Source organism: Fuerstiella sp. (genome assembly GCA_022447225.1).
GTDB lineage: Bacteria > Planctomycetota > Planctomycetia > Planctomycetales > Planctomycetaceae > S139-18.
Map to the genome: position 1 here is coordinate 30,084 of JAKVAZ010000009.1, position 14,882 is coordinate 44,965.

The following is a 14,882-nucleotide window of genomic DNA, read 5'->3' on the forward strand; positions in this document are numbered from 1 at the left end:
CACTTCGCCCGCCGGATCCCGTTCCATTCAGTTCACCAGGAGTCGACAGTCATTCGGGATCCTGACAGCATTCACGGGTTAGGACTGCGATTTCCTGAGTCAGCATGCCATAATACAACAGTCCGCAGGCAGCTTGTTGCGTGCAATGTCTTCCAGCCAGTGAGTCGGCAATGAAACGAACTCTGTGGTGTTTTCTGTTTACAGGATTGGCAGGTGTCATGTCTGTGTTGTCTGATTCAACGAATGCTTCCGAGCCTTTGATCTTCATTTCCGCGTTCGCTCCCGGCGATCACGGAGCCATTCATGCGTTTCGGCTCGACACACAGACCGGACAACTGAACGAAACTCATCGCACCACGGATGCCGAACACCCGTTTTTCATGGCACTGTCACCCGATCGCCGGTTTCTGTACTCGATTCACACAGACCAGTTTGGCGGTGAACAGAGTGATCAGATTGCCGCATACCGCATTGAGTCAGACACCGGTAAACTGAATCTGCTGAACCGGGAGTCGGCCCGTGGTACGGCAGCCTGTTATCTGCACGTTGACGCGACTGGTCAGGCCCTGTTCGTCGCCAACTATTCGTCGGGCAGCGTGGCATCGTTTCCAATTCATGACGATGGTTCAGTTGGCAAGGCTGTTTCTTTCTTTGAACACAGGGACCCGGGAGTACATCCCTCCCGGCAGGACGTGACTCATGCACACTGCATTGTTGCCGGCCCGAATAACCGTTTCGTGTATTCCGCGGATCTGGGCATTGACCAGGTGCTGTGTTACCGACTGGAAACAGACACGGCCCAACTGATTCCCGCACAACAACCATTCGTGAGAACACCGCAGGGTGCCGGTCCCCGACACCTGACGTTTCATCCTGACCGGCAGCACCTGTTCGTGATCAACGAAACCGGAAACACCGTCACTTCGTTTGACTGGGATGCGAACTCCGGAATGCTGATTGAGCAACAAACCATTTCCACGGTTCCCGACGAGTTTACCGGCACCAGCCACACGGCCGATCTGAAATTCACACCCGACGGACGTTTCCTGTATGGCACCAATCGTGGTCATGACAGCATCGCCGTCTATCGTGTTGACGACGAACGCAGATTGACACTCAGCGAAATCGTACCCAGTTTGGGACAGGGACCTCAGAATCTGGCAGTCACTCAGGATGGACGCTGGCTACTGTGCGCCAATATGCCGGGAAACAATGTGCTGGTATTTGGAATCGATGCTGAATCCGGAGCAATTACTCCGGTCGGCAAACCGGTGACGATTCCCAGCCCGTCGTGCATCATGATTTACTGACAGTCAGTCGGAATTTCGCCAGCCTGAACCGGAATTTCGGCCGATCGTCTGTCCGTTTGAAGGAATTCCTGCCTGGATATCCCGATCAGCAGCAGCGAAGAGCGGTCTCTGTGCTTAAACAACCGCCCCACTATCGCGGGTACCTGAACGGGATATCGATTCAAACGCAGCTCACACGGACGGCAGACTTCCCCGGAAGTGTTCGCAGAACCAAGCTAAAAGTTCACTGATACGTATCGTGAAGTTCCTGTGGTGTGCGGGCTGCAGCCTGGAATCGCTGTCCGCAGCATCCGCCTTCGATAACGTCCTGTAGATCATTCATGAGCTCACATGAGATAGCACGCACTGTCGCACTGTAAAAGATATCAGCGATCAAGCCGAAGATGACGACAGAAAACAGCTTGTCGTACGCATCTGATGCCTGAGGTGGCCGTGGATACCCTGACATGGATTGTTGGGTGCAACTTTGACTGATACCATTTACAAGGCCACTTCGCCAGGTGCCGACCATAACTGTAATTTCCCACCTAACACTCTGAGTTCAATGGAGCCCGTTATGAAGTCACGTCTTTCCGTAATGCTGATGTTTGTGCTGGTGGGGTCGTCAGTGGTGATGGCTGAAGAGAAGTCGGCGGACGCAGCCACCAAAGATTCCGAAGTCAAAAAGACGGTCGTCATTGGAGCCACTGCGCCGGAATTCAGGATTAAAGATTCCAGTGGCAAACAAATCGACCTGAAACAACTGACCGATCAGGGCCCCGTGCTGGTGCGACTCACCTGCGGATGCTCCGGCTGCGACAAGGAACTGGCCTATTTTCAGACCATGCATGAGGAATACAAAGAGCTGGGCCTCACCAGCCTGGCAATTTTCCGCGAGCCGGATGCCAAGGTCGAAGATTACGTCCAACAAAAGAAGTTGAAGATGATGTACGCCGTGGATTCGGACGGCAACAGCTGGAAGACCTTCCAGACAAAGACCATGCCCACCAACTTTCTGATCGAAAAGGGCGGAAAAATCCGGTCGATCGCGGCTGGATGCGATCCCAGCGGATTGCTGGCCAACAAAGTGTCTCAGTATGTGGCAGATCTGCTGGACACGGAGCAGGTAGACGTCAGGGACACAGTCAAAAACAACGCACAGGCATCCACAAAGCAATAAACGAACCTGGCTGCCCGGACAGTGTTTGCCAGCTGCTGACGACCGGTCAACGGCGTTTTTTCATTTGTTCGCTTGCCTGGCGAAGAATGCGGCGTTCACGGTCCGTCAGCGACTGTTCACCCTCGCGGGAGATCTTGGCCAGAATGGCATCAACCCGGTCGGAAAGATTGGACTCCGGCTGCTCCTTGGGATTATAGACTCGCAAACCCGATTTTCCGGCCCGGATGCGGGTGGACGCGCGACCTGCGACACCATCCCACCAGTTCGAAAATCGCATGTTCCAGCGAAAATACAGCCAGCCGAACAACAGGCCTCCAAGGTGCGCGCTGTGAGCCGTTCCGTCTCTGCCGAGTTCTCCATCCGCCAGTTGTCGGATAACCGGATTGGCCTCAATGGCTACGTAGATCAGCAGCAGCCAGCGAACTTCGATTCCCAGAAGTCCAAAAAGGTACAGCTTCTGTCGCGGGTAGTGCATCGCAAACAGCGTGAACACCGCATAAACAGCACCCGATGCTCCCAGAATGTTTGGATCGACCTTCAGCAGACGATAAAAGCACACTGAGCACAGACCGGAAAACATCGCCGAGACCGCATAAAACCAGAGAAATTCGCGGTTACCCGTTAGCTGCGCCGTTGCCCGGCCCAGCACATACAGCATGTACATGTTGAGCCCAATGTGCAGCAGATATCCGGTATCGTGCAGAAATGCGTAAGAAAGCAAACGCCAGATCTGTCCACCGAACAGTTCCGAACCGTTTAAAATGAACCATCGTTCGAGTACGGACCTGCCGTCCTGCGATTTTAGCACCACCTGCAGTACGAAGACGGCCACGGTCGCCAGAATGATCTTCGTCACCACGGACATCGGCTGGACAGACCCGCGACCATTGAACGCGACGTCACCATCGTCTCTGAGGTATTCGCGAGAGTCGATCCCCATATCGAAATCCACCAACAGACGTTGCAGGCCGTCAGGCAGTGACCGAACGGTAACGGCCGCTGTCCACCATGAACTCTAGCGCGGCTTCGGAGACACGGCCACCCCGACGGCCTCTCCGTTTGGGTTCAGCTGATCCTTCTGTGCAGTCGCCAACTGTCGATTGGAGTCGTCCAGTCGACGCTGTAACTGATCACGCAGCTCACCGGCCTGCCGAATTTCCCGCCGCAGTCGATCGACTTGAATCAACAGGTCGTTCCGGGTCTCTTCCATGACGGAGACTGCCTTCAGCCGTCCGTCGGTGTATTCCGGATGTCCGGGGATCACCTGAGCATCGGAATGACCCAGAAGTTCCTGCCTGCGAATTTCCAGTTGTGATTTTGCCTGTTCAAGCAGAATGGTCTGCTGAGCAACGTTCGCCTGAATTTCAGAGTAATCTTCAGAAAGTTTCTGCAGTTGCGAGTGAAGTTCATCAATCTGCAGTCGCAGCGGGGCCGGAACCAAAGATCGAAATCTCCACGGCAACTCAGGATCTGTCAGCCAGACGTTAAGTTCCTCCTGGGTCACCTGCCAGTTAGGAAGCAGCGTACATTCTATGTCCCTGCGTTGTTCAACCTGAAATTCACCCACATAAAACATGTTGCCGTCTGCCATTTGCTTAAAGGCATACACCGCCGGTTCGACCGACTGTCCGGCGTCATCCAGAACAGGAATCAGACCGACATTCGTTCCCAGACCGCGTACATTCAGGCGTCCCCCATCAACTTCTACTCCGGATTCGGCACTCTGTTCAATATTCCAGCTTTTATCCCAGCCTATCTTGACTCCTGCAAGCTGGTATTGCTGCTCTGAGAGTTCCCGTTGAGTGTCCCGGTGACGAGTGATGGCCTTGTCAAGCGAATCCCGGCTGCTCACCAGCTTGGTGGACACATCATTGTGGTGCTTCCCAACAGCGGGCAAAAGCCACACGGAAATTACACCCAGACCGATGACAGTTAGCCACAGGAAGACTTTTCCGATTGTTGTCATTCGAACCTCCGGGAACCTGTCGCTGCCGCGGTACCGTCTGAAAACGGGTCCTATGCGATCCATCGGCGGCACAGACCTGAAACTTGTCGGGATATTGCAGCTCCCGCCATGCTGTGACAATTCGATTAAAATCTCGCATCTTCGCCCCCCCAGCTTAACCAGATGGCAGGCTCTGCGTCATCCTTGTTCTCTTTTCAGAGGACCTGAATCCTCGAAAATCCGGTAGATTCAGCCGGATTTACGGGCCTGTGATTCGCTACAGTCTCACAAAGCACCGGGTTGTGCGGGGGCAATTTCGACCTGTCGCTCTTTTCCACAGGCCTGCATCGTCGCAAATACAGGATTAACCCGGAACCCGGATTTTTCGATTAACCCCATCCACCACAGTCAAAGCACGCCATTGTCGAATTTGCGGGGAACAGCAGAACAATCACCTTCCGCAGCAGAACCGGAATCAGTCGATTCGCAGATCTGCACAGAACGCCACAATACAATCACGCTGATTTTCCATCAGGTCCTGTTCCGTGTTGCATGGATTTTCAAGACCGAGAGCGTGGTGATGCCGGCATTTCTGGACAGCATCACATCGACCGGCTGGCTGAGTGGACTGCTGCCTCCGCTCAATCGCCTGGGCCAGTCCGTGACACCTCTGCTGTTGTCCGGACGCTTGCGGGACACACCCCGCAAGTCGCGTTGGCTGTTCAGAACAACCATGTTAATGGGAATCCCGTTTCTGGCGTTGAGCGGTCTGTTGGCCTGGTCGGGATCAGAGGTTCAGGACAGCATGCCGATAATATTCCTGTGTCTGTACGCGGTGTTCTTTGCGACGACAGGCATGAATCAGGCAGTCTTCAACACGATTCAGGGTAAGCTGATTACTCCCAACCGGCGTGGTCGACTGATTGCAGTCGCCGGCTACATCGGATCACCGGTGTCCATTCTCGCGGTTGTGTTCGTCATGCGTCCCTGGGTCGACCAGTCTTCACCCAAATTTTGGGCCGTTTTCCTGTTCACAGGCTGCGTTTTTGTGATTGCCGGCTTTTGTGCACGGTTTCTTCGGGAGTCTGCAGATCAACCGATTCCGTCGGCAGAACGACGTCAGCCCCTGCGGGATGCCGTCTATTTTCTGCAAAACGACCGGCATCTGAGACGGATGTGTATGCTGAGTGCTCTGGTCGCATGCCCAATGGTGCTGTTTCCGTACTATCAAAGACTGGGACGCAGTCTGCCTGACTATGAAAATCACATGCTGATGAGTTGGGTAATCTGCCAGAATCTGGGCGCGGCGGGTTTCAGCTGGGTTGCCGGAAAAATTGCTGACTCCCGAGGGACACGAAGTGCACTGCGAATGCTGACCCTGGCAGCAACCCTGTCGCCTATCGTTCCGCTGGGACTGTGGCTCATCGGTAGCGCTGACTGGTACTGGATTACTTTTTTATGGCTGGGCACGGTTCCGGTCACGTTTCGGATGAAAATCAATTACGTGCTTGAATTGACCGCGCCTCAGCAGCATCCGATCTACATCAGCACCACAGCTCTCAGCACCACACCGATCATTTTCCTGTCCCCGGTCGCAGGAGTGATGATTACCCACACAGGATACGTTCTTCCATTCTTACTTGTCTCCGCAGCGTCTGCTGTTTCGTGGATCGTCACACTCTTTATTATCGAACCTCGTTCAGCTGAATTTCAGCGATCACACGAACGAGTGTGCTAAAGCTTGTTTTTCGAAACCACACAACGACAATCACCGCTCACTCGTCCGTTCCGCAGAACTATTTCGGCTGTCATATTTTATGAACCCCTCAGAACTTCCGGAATTGAACGCGGCTCTGACGGCAGTGCGTCAGGCAGCAGTTGTCTGTCGATCCGTTCAGGCATCGATGGATCCGGATGCTTTGAAAAAGAAAGACAGCAGTCCGGTAACCGTAGCCGACTTTGCGAGTCAGGCTCTGATTTGCAGGCAGCTACAGCAGGAGTATCCGAACGATCCGGTGATCGGAGAAGAAGGAGCCGACCAACTGCGTAAACCCGAAGGGGGGGCGTTTCTGCGGCTTGTCCATCAGGAATGTGTCGCAGCCGGCGAACCCTGTTCTGTCGACGATGTCTGTGACTGGATCGATCGCGGTCAGCAGTCCGCCTATTGCTCTCGATTCTGGACACTCGACCCGATCGATGGCACCAAAGGCTTTCTGCGAAAAGATCAATACGCCATCTCACTGGCTCTGATCATTGACGGGACCATCGCGCTGGGAGTTCTTGGATGTCCCGGTCTGCCTGTCAATTCTGGCGAACCGGACGGGGCCTGCGGTGTCCTCGCATGGGCTGTTCAAGGGAAAGGCAGCTGGATGGTTCCTCTGGATTCTGCCGAATCGCCTCCCCGGAGACTCCACGTCACGGATACACAACAGGCATCCGCCGGCCGGTTCTGTGAATCAGTCGAATCCGGCCATAGTTCGCACGACTGGTCAGGCAAAATTGCTTCTGTTCTGAACATCACACGAGAGCCATTCCGAATTGACAGCCAGTGCAAATACCTCGCCGTGGCCCGGGGAGATGCCGATATCTATCTCAGGCTGCCCACGCGCAGGGACTATCAGGAAAAGATCTGGGATCATGCCGGCGGCGTGATCCTGGTAGAAGAAGCCGGTGGTTGTGTCACGGACATTCATGGAATCCCGCCGGAATTCAATCATGGCCGGACACTGTCGACCAACGAAGGAATGATCGTAACAAACGGCCGGTTTCATCAGCGGGTGGTCGACGTGGTTGGCACGTGCGCACCGGCCTGATCTGCAGAAACTCACGGACGTCGCCCCGAGCAATCGGTGGACTCACATTTTTTTTCAGCAAACCACTCAGGCTGGTGCCCGATTACCAGCGTTAAGCCCTGGAATCAGATCGCATGGAATGGCTGGCTGTTACTGTCACGCTGTTGGTCATTGTCGCTTCAATTGCCGGCATCATGCTGTACCGGTTCCCGGCAGACATCACTCTGCTGGGCGGCCTGACCCTGCTGCTGATTTATGGTGTGTTTGACCCGGTGAACGGACTGAGTGTCGAGGACGGATTGAAGGGGTTCGCAAACCCGGGCGTACTGACAGTCGCAGTTCTGTTTGTACTTGCTGACGGGCTGTACCGCACCGGTGCCTTTGAATGGATCGGACTACAGCTGTTGGGCGTGCCGAAAAGTCGGCTGTCAGCTCAGATGAGAGCTATGGTCCCTGCCGCAATCCTGAGTGCGTTTCTGAACAATACCCCCGTGGTGGCGCTGATGATGCCCATTATCAACGACTGGTCACGAAAATATCGCATCTCCGTCAGCCATTTGTTCCTGCCGCTAAGCTACGCGGCCATTCTGGGCGGCACCTGCACGTTGATTGGGACCAGCACTACGATCGTGATCAACAATCAACTGAGTCGGGACATGCAACTGTCAATGTTCGAACTGTCCATTATTGGAGTTCCCGCACTGGTTGTTGGTCTGGGATTCATCGCAGCCGCCACCCAATGGCTGCTGCCCGAACGCCGGCCTGCATTTACTGCGATGGACGACCCTCGTGAATACACGGTTGAAATGATTGTACAGGAAGGCAGTCCGCTGGTGGGCAAGTCGATTGAAGCTGCCGGTCTGCGTCATCTTTCCGGCATGTATCTGATGGAAATCAACCGAAACGGAACGGTGATTCCTGCGGTCGGTTCAGAAACGGTGCTGCAGGCCAGAGACCAGCTGGTCTTCGTTGGAATTGTCACATCTGTGGTAGACCTCCAGAGAATACCGGGGCTGGAACCTGCTATTGATCCACTGTTTCAACTGGACGGTCCGCGATCTCTGCGAAGTCTGGTGGAGGCTGTGGTCTCCACCAGCTATCCGTTCCTGCGGATGACAGTCCGGGATTCAGAATTTCGTTCTCACTACAATGCGGCCATTATCGCTGTCAGTCGTGACGGTGTTCGACTCACAGAAAAGATCGGCGATATTCGTCTGGAGCCAGGCGACACAATTCTGCTGGAAGCCAGTGACGGATTTGCCAAACAACAGCGCAACTCGCGACATTTCTTTCTGGTCAGCGAAGTTCAGGATTCCAGTCCGGTTCGTCACGAATATGCCTGGACCGCCCGCCTGTTGATGTTCAGTTTTGTACTGGCAGCGTCTGTTCTGACCCGGTGGCTGCCCGGCAGCACCGCTACCCTGCTGGCTGCCCTGCTGGCTGCCCTGCTGATGATTCTTTTTCGATGCACACGCGCCAGTGAAGCGCGACGATCGATTGACTGGAATGTGATCACAGTCATGGCAGCGGGCATCGGAATCGGAAACGCCATGGATGTCTGCGGCGCCGATGACTTTATCATACAGCAGCTCACTCTCGTGGTAGGTCAAAACCCATACATCATGCTCACGGCCGTGTTCGTCATCGCATCATTGCTGTCAAACATGATTACCGCCAAGGCGGCTGCCATTATAACACTCAATATTGCTCAGGCTGCCTCCGAGTCACTTGGCACCCAGTTTGCCCCCTTTGCGGTGACGGTGATCATGGGTTGTGCCGCATGTTTTGCCACTCCATTTGGCTATCAAACCAACATGATGGTCTACGGTCCGGGTGCTTATCGTTCCAGTGATTATCTGCGACTGGGCGTTCCGCTCACCATTCTGGTTGGTCTTGTCACTCTACTGATCGCGCCGGTGGTCTGGCCTTTCTGATCCTCTTTCAGGGTCTGTGTATGATTCGTCTGTGAGCCATTGAACATCCCTTTGTCCGCGTTATCGTTTATTCTGTGAAACAATTAGATTTGATTACGGCGAATAATCAGACGGGCACCGGGTCAGTATCCATTACCTTAATACCGGCAACATGCGAACCGGCTGCTATGTGTCGCGCCGGCACTTAGGTTCCCCACCATCCACTCTACGTTCGCTCGACGGACGGGCGTCATTCGTGATGACGCCGTGGATACAGCCAATTCATGCTGACACACCAAAGAATTCAGAGAGATTTCATGATTCCTGCCACAAAATTTGAATCCGGACTGACGTACGAGTCATTCCTCACCCAATTTGCGACAGACGAACAAAAGACGCGATGGCGCACAATTCACGAACAGGTCAGTCTCACAGAGGAGCAGCGAAACCTGCTGTCCGGTTTTGTCCGTGACATGCGGGTACTGGTTCTCGCCGGAGCCTGGTGCGGGGACTGTGTCAATCAATGTCCGATCTTCGACCATTTCGCAACAGCCACCGACAGAATTCACATTCGCTATTTCGACCGTGATGAACATGCTGATCTCGCTCAAATTCTTTCGACCTGCGGGGCCGCGCGTGTGCCTTCAGTATTGTTTTTAAGTGAAGATCACCAGATTTGCGGTCGTTACGGCGACCGAACACTGGCCAAATACCGGGAGATGGCGGCCACACAACTGGGAACCGCCTGCCCGTCAGGAATCGCCGCAGCAGAAACATCATTGTTGCGGCAGGTTACCCAGGAATGGCTGAATGAGTTTGAGCGGATTCAGCTGATGCTGCGATTGTCCGGACGTCTTCGAAAACTCCACAACGATTAAATCGACAGCTGCCGACCTGCATGACTGTCTTCTCATCGGCGTCCATTAATATTTGCAGGGCGACCCGGGTAGTTGTATGGCACTCATCCTGAGTGCATGAGCAAAGCGGGACCTTGGTGTCATCCGGTTCCGCCACCTATACCCGCCGCGCAGCCGAGTCACAGGACTATAAGCTGGCCGCGGCCGTGGACCGGAAATCAGCGTCCCTGTCCCGGATAGATCCGGTCTTCCGTAATAACTTTGTCCATCAGGACGTCATGCTCGGCAACCGGTATTTCGTCCAACATCTGACACTCAAACGCCAGTGCGATGATTTGTGTGTCTGTCCTCACATGTTTCAGCAGTTTGTCATAATATCCCCTGCCGGATCCGACTCGACCGCCGCGGACGTCAAATCCGATTCCGGGTACGATGATCACATCCGGTTCTTCCAAACTGACCTGTTTGTCCGGAAGGTTTCGAAGATTTTCACGAGGTTCCGGAATCTGGTACCTGCCGGTTTCCAGCTCATCCAGACCCGCCAGACGGAACAGCTCCAGCTCACCGCGGTCGTTGCACCAGGGCACAACGATCGTCTTTCCGCTGTGGAGCGCATCCGGAAGAAACTGACGCGTACGTACTTCACTGCGGACATCGATGTAAAACATGACGCTGGACGCGGTGGCATATTCGGGCAGCGACATGAATGCCCCCACAATACGGGCACTCAGTTCATCTTTGTGCTGCTGATCGTCCCGCCGGGAAAGGGCAGTGCGACGGATTTGCTTTTTGAGGTTTCGGACATCTCTGAAAGTCATCCCGCAATCCCTGATTCGCCGGAGTCCTATGATATCACATGCACTCCTGACCGGACCGACGCGCGTTGAGGAGAAAACAGCCACAGTCGATGACAGTACTTCCGATGACAGTTTCCCGGAAAACACGGTTCCCGACCGGCAGCCTGCCCTGTCAGTGGCCATGCCCCAACCCGGGATGGAGCATGGAGGTTCCGATCACTTTCTAACACCGTGAGGGAAACGATTCAACGAGCACACCCAAACACGGTTCGGATCTTGTGATTCCGGGCGAAACAGACAAATACGGCGGGGACTGTTCCCCGAAATTCAGCGGAACATTTATTCGAAGATGGACTCACAAAACCGGGAACATCCTTTCTGCGTCTGCATGGCGACTGTGATATTGCAGATGAGTGTCTCTGCTGAAACAATGGCGTCCGCAGTCCGTCTGATGTTTTGCCCCTCGCGCAGCACATGGTTTGATTTCCGAACGACACATGAAGTTTGTCACCCTGTTAATAATGTGTCTCCTCTGCAGCGTTTCTGTCTGTGCGGTAACGCGTGGCACAGATGACCGGACAATCGATTTGAAGGCAGTGCTGTTGCAGTTGAATTCTCCTGACTTCGCAACACGGGAGTCAGCTCAGGTTCAACTTAGAAAACTCGATGAACATCAGATCGCGTTGCTGGCAGATCATGCAAAGACACAGCCGGCCGCCGAAACCGCCGTGCGTTGTGTGCGTGCTCTGGAGTATCATTTTTTAAGCAATAATACGACGGCCGCCAGGACCGCATGGGAGGGCCTTGAGTTATTGCCCGGTTCGGAGCGGCATCTGGTTCGTGAAGAAGCGCTCTGGGTGCTGTCAAACCACTGGGAGATCCGCGGAAAGCTGACAATAAAAGAACTGCGACGGCTCGGCGTTTCCGTTTTGCTTCCGGAGGTTGCTGCCGCAGCACAGGCTGTCCACGCTCGCCGTCGCATCAATCAGGGAAAACGACCGCAGAATGCGTTACCGAGAATATTGTTCAACAATCAGAACTCGATACCGAAAAGCATTCAGGTGTTTTTTACCGACAGATGGCAGGGCGATGCATCAACGGTGAGATTACTCCGACGTCTTCCGGGGATTGAAGCACAGAAAAATCCAGGTTTTGGTGCAGTTGCCGGTGCCGGTCGACGACGGCCGGGTGGCCGCAACCAGGGGGCTCAGCCACCGGTGGTGGTCTTTCTGATTGATGGAAACAGCCTCGATCGCGACTCAGAAACATGGATCAAAGGAATCTTCGGCCAGCGTGTGCAGGAACGCGGTGAGGTCATGCTGGGAATCACCGGAAGTGGTGTTGCTGCCGGTACGGGCTGTCATATTCGATCGGTCGTACCGTTTGGATCGGCTGACGCAGCAGGACTGATGAGTGGGGATGTGATCACCGCTGTGGCTGACCGCGAAATCGCAGGATTCGACGATCTTGTTAGTGAATTGCGCAATTTCGCAGCCGGCAACTCAGTCGAAGTCCTTGTCAACCGCGTAACCATCGGTAACGCGGGCAGAACAAATGTCTCACTCTCGATTCCCGTTCGACTGCGAAGTTGGCAGGACTATGTCCACGCGGTGGAAACCACGGCCAGCGAACCGAAATCGCCCGTCGAACCACCGGATGCTGCCAATACGGTGCCATGATACTGTCCTCAGAAGGAAAACAGACGCCCGGATGCGCATTCCGTGTGCCTGCTGTGAGACAGAAATACCCCCTTTCACCTGCGTTCATCACCGAATCTGCAGGTTTAGCAAGAACATCTCCGTCCCGCCGCGCGTGGAAGTTTCAGTGAACCTGAGTTGCGCTGCCATCCGGACGACTCTAACCGAACAAGACAACACTCACGACACGATATCACAGACCGTTGAGCACAGGATTCAGCAAGGAAGCTGATTGTCCGATACTGGAACCGGACCTATGATGGCATGGGCCCGTTCTGTACGAAGGAGTCTGTTCTGTAAACAGTTAAATCGCGTTGCCTGGTTGTTATCGACTGAGCACCGGACGCAACCCGTAGACTCCGGTAAGCGTCACTTCAATTCGGTTTTCGCTCAGACATTGAGTGAAATCGGTGTCTGAACTCTGCGATGGAAGCTACTGCGGTGAGCGCAACACACGCTGATCCCAATTCCGGAGCCCGCGACACCGGCAGCGATGCCGGGTGGCTCAACGATGTACCGGCATGGGGGCTTAGTCTGCTGGTTCATGGCCTGCTGGCCCTGGGCCTGGGCAGCGTGAGTATGGTCATTGTGGCCGAATCCCGTCTGGACTTGACGTCGACCGTTCCTGCTGAAGAACCATTGATCCCTGAGTATGTGATTGACACGGAAATTACCCAGGTCATCGGTACCAACAGCCCCATGAAGATACCCGGAGCTTCGCTGGCGATTGCTCAGACTTCCGGTCTGGAATCCCATCCCGATCAGATGCGGTACATTGAAGAGGAAATTAGCCCCGCTCTGCCAATGGTGGCGACTCTTCCCGTTCCCAGCGAAGCTGAACTGCTGGAGCCCGTTGATCTGATGGGAACGACGGAACATCCTGGTGGAACCGAGGGTGCGATCGATCGTATTACCTGGGAAATTGCAGCTTCATTACGTGAGCGCAAAACCATCGCAGTCTGGCTGTTTGACGAATCATTGTCGCTCAGTAAACGTCGATCCGTCATCGCCGACCGATTTGAAGCAATTTACGAACAGCTTGGTCAGCTGAATGTCAACGTCGACGAAAATTTGACATCCGGAATCGTCGGTTTTGGCGCAGACGTTCACATGCTTCAGGGAACTCCGATTCGTGCCGGCAACGAGCTGATCGAAACGATCCGCAGTATCAAAAGTGACCAAACCGGTCAGGAATTCGTGTTCACTGCAGTGGACCGGGCGCTGCGAACGTTTTTGAAACACAAAAAGGAACAACGTGCCAATCTGATGTTCATCCTGGTCACTGACGAACGCGGAGACGATTTCGGCGAACTGGAACAAATCATCCGCAAATGTGCCAGAAGCGGTACCCGTGTTTACTGCATCGGAAACTCGGCCGTTTTCGGTCGTGAAAAGGGATTCGTTCGCTACACGTGGGAATCCAACGGCGACCGGTTTGTCGAAGACCTCCCGGTCGACCAGGGCCCCGAAACGGCAATGGTCGAATCACTGCAGGTGCCGTTCTGGACAGGCAGCCCACGGAATCTTGCCCGCATGTCTTCCGGATTCGGCCCCTACGCCCTGACCCGTCTGTGTGCGGAAACCGGCGGCATATATTTTATCGCCGATCAGACCACCGGACCTCGCTTTGACCCGTCAGTCATGCGGCAATACGCCCCGGACTATCGGCCGCAGCGTGAATATGAAAAACAATTGTCATCTAACAGGGCAAAAGCGGCGCTGATTGAAGCTGCCGGCAGCAGCATCCCTGAAGATTCTGTTTCCCAGCCGCAGCGACGCTTTCTGGCCACAACTGACGCCGTGCTCAAACAGCAGATCACCGAAGCACAGAAACCGCTGGCAAGGCTCGACTATTATCTTAAACAGCTGCATCAAATTCTGGAGCGCGGTGAAAGCGACCGTCACAGGCTCGATACAGATCGCTGGAGAGCCAGTTACGACCTCGCAATGGGACGAGTACTGGCGATGCGTGTTCGGGCATTTGGCTACAATTCAATGCTTGCCCAGATGAAATCCAACCCCCGATCCTTCCGACAACAAGGTTCCAATCAGTGGATTCTGACTCCGTCCGAATCCAGTGATGCCGGCGCCCGAGTCAAAAACCTGCACAATTCTGCCGCCGAATATCTTAGTCGGGTCATAGATGAACACCCGTCGACCCCCTGGGCCTGGCTGGCCAGAGCCGAACTTGAACAACCGCTTGGCTGGAACTGGAATGAAGCAACGGTGCAGGTGACCCCAACTCGACCAGGCAACAACAACAATCGACCTCAATTTGCTCCTGAGGACAGTCAGCGCCGCCGCCAGCAGCGGGAACGTGATCAGCGACGAGAGGACACACGGCCAAAACTTTAACACGGTGTCAACTGACAACTCAACACGCCCCGGCGACACAGTGCTTCTGATGACGCA

General features: G+C 54.5%; 12 protein-coding genes. 8 read left to right on the forward strand and 4 right to left on the reverse strand.

The window, feature by feature from the left end; translation table 11 throughout:
- Positions 1–170 precede the first annotated feature (170 nt).
- Positions 171–1,310: a lactonase family protein gene (locus MK110_10955; protein MCH2211813.1), complete on the forward strand. Its 1,140-nt coding sequence runs from the start codon at positions 171–173 to the stop codon at positions 1,308–1,310.
- Positions 1,311–1,533: 223 nt separating this feature from the next.
- Here the strand turns inward: MK110_10955 and MK110_10960 are convergent, their stop codons facing one another.
- Positions 1,534–1,758: a hypothetical protein gene (locus MK110_10960; GenBank protein MCH2211814.1), complete on the reverse strand. Its 225-nt coding sequence runs from the start codon at positions 1,756–1,758 to the stop codon at positions 1,534–1,536.
- A 108-nt stretch (positions 1,759–1,866) separates the two neighbouring features.
- On the opposite strand from MK110_10960, the gene MK110_10965 reads away from it, so the two are divergent.
- A complete protein-coding gene (locus tag MK110_10965; protein ID MCH2211815.1) occupies positions 1,867–2,469 on the forward strand; it encodes a redoxin domain-containing protein in 603 nt (200 codons plus the stop codon).
- Positions 2,470–2,515: 46 nt separating this feature from the next.
- On the opposite strand, the gene MK110_10970 is transcribed toward MK110_10965, so the two are convergent.
- Together MK110_10970 and MK110_10975 are read right to left on the reverse strand one after the other, a co-directional pair.
- On the reverse strand, positions 2,516–3,409 hold the full coding sequence (locus MK110_10970; GenBank protein ID MCH2211816.1) for a rhomboid family intramembrane serine protease: 894 nt from the start codon (positions 3,407–3,409) through the stop codon (positions 2,516–2,518).
- A gap of 75 nt (positions 3,410–3,484) precedes the next feature.
- Positions 3,485–4,435 carry a hypothetical protein gene (locus MK110_10975; protein ID MCH2211817.1) on the reverse strand — a complete coding sequence of 317 codons (951 nt, stop codon included), beginning with the start codon at positions 4,433–4,435 and terminating at the stop codon, positions 3,485–3,487.
- Positions 4,436–4,994: 559 nt separating this feature from the next.
- Here MK110_10975 and MK110_10980 point away from each other — a divergent pair.
- The 4 genes from MK110_10980 (at position 4,995) to MK110_10995 (ending at position 9,997) form a co-directional block, all read left to right on the forward strand.
- Positions 4,995–6,152, forward strand: coding sequence for an MFS transporter (locus MK110_10980; GenBank protein MCH2211818.1), 1,158 nt, complete (start codon positions 4,995–4,997; stop codon positions 6,150–6,152).
- Positions 6,153–6,231: 79 nt separating this feature from the next.
- A complete protein-coding gene (locus MK110_10985; protein MCH2211819.1) occupies positions 6,232–7,227 on the forward strand; it encodes a 3'(2'),5'-bisphosphate nucleotidase in 996 nt (331 codons plus the stop codon).
- A 113-nt stretch (positions 7,228–7,340) separates the two neighbouring features.
- Entirely contained in the window at positions 7,341–9,140 is a 1,800-nt protein-coding gene (locus MK110_10990; GenBank protein ID MCH2211820.1) for an SLC13 family permease, read from the forward strand.
- A gap of 296 nt (positions 9,141–9,436) precedes the next feature.
- Complete coding sequence (locus tag MK110_10995; protein MCH2211821.1) at positions 9,437–9,997, forward strand: thioredoxin family protein; 561 nt, start codon at positions 9,437–9,439, stop codon at positions 9,995–9,997.
- Between the two features lie 197 nt (positions 9,998–10,194).
- On the opposite strand, the gene MK110_11000 is transcribed toward MK110_10995, so the two are convergent.
- Positions 10,195–10,794, reverse strand: a complete 600-nt coding sequence (locus tag MK110_11000) for a 5-formyltetrahydrofolate cyclo-ligase (GenBank protein MCH2211822.1) — start codon at positions 10,792–10,794, stop codon at positions 10,195–10,197.
- Between the two features lie 575 nt (positions 10,795–11,369).
- On the opposite strand from MK110_11000, the gene MK110_11005 reads away from it, so the two are divergent.
- Both MK110_11005 and MK110_11010 read left to right on the forward strand, forming a co-directional pair.
- Positions 11,370–12,452: a PDZ domain-containing protein gene (locus tag MK110_11005; protein ID MCH2211823.1), complete on the forward strand. Its 1,083-nt coding sequence runs from the start codon at positions 11,370–11,372 to the stop codon at positions 12,450–12,452.
- A gap of 459 nt (positions 12,453–12,911) precedes the next feature.
- Entirely contained in the window at positions 12,912–14,825 is a 1,914-nt protein-coding gene (locus MK110_11010; GenBank protein MCH2211824.1) for a VWA domain-containing protein, read from the forward strand.
- The last annotated feature ends 57 nt before the right edge of the window (positions 14,826–14,882 follow it).

Bases quoted from the DNA above. Each gene is read 5' to 3' on its own strand.
- MK110_10970 (MCH2211816.1), bottom strand. From the start codon at position 3,409: ATGGGGATCGACTCTCGCGAATACCTCAGAGACGATGGTGACGTCGCG.
- MK110_11000 (MCH2211822.1), bottom strand. From the start codon at position 10,794: ATGACTTTCAGAGATGTCCGAAACCTCAAAAAGCAAATCCGTCGCACT.
- MK110_10955 (MCH2211813.1), top strand. From the start codon at position 171: ATGAAACGAACTCTGTGGTGTTTTCTGTTTACAGGATTGGCAGGTGTC.
- MK110_10975 (MCH2211817.1), bottom strand. From the start codon at position 4,435: ATGACAACAATCGGAAAAGTCTTCCTGTGGCTAACTGTCATCGGTCTG.
- MK110_10980 (MCH2211818.1), top strand. From the start codon at position 4,995: ATGCCGGCATTTCTGGACAGCATCACATCGACCGGCTGGCTGAGTGGA.
- MK110_10990 (MCH2211820.1), top strand. From the start codon at position 7,341: ATGGAATGGCTGGCTGTTACTGTCACGCTGTTGGTCATTGTCGCTTCA.
- MK110_10960 (MCH2211814.1), bottom strand. From the start codon at position 1,758: ATGTCAGGGTATCCACGGCCACCTCAGGCATCAGATGCGTACGACAAG.
- MK110_10985 (MCH2211819.1), top strand. From the start codon at position 6,232: ATGAACCCCTCAGAACTTCCGGAATTGAACGCGGCTCTGACGGCAGTG.
- MK110_10965 (MCH2211815.1), top strand. From the start codon at position 1,867: ATGAAGTCACGTCTTTCCGTAATGCTGATGTTTGTGCTGGTGGGGTCG.
- MK110_10995 (MCH2211821.1), top strand. From the start codon at position 9,437: ATGATTCCTGCCACAAAATTTGAATCCGGACTGACGTACGAGTCATTC.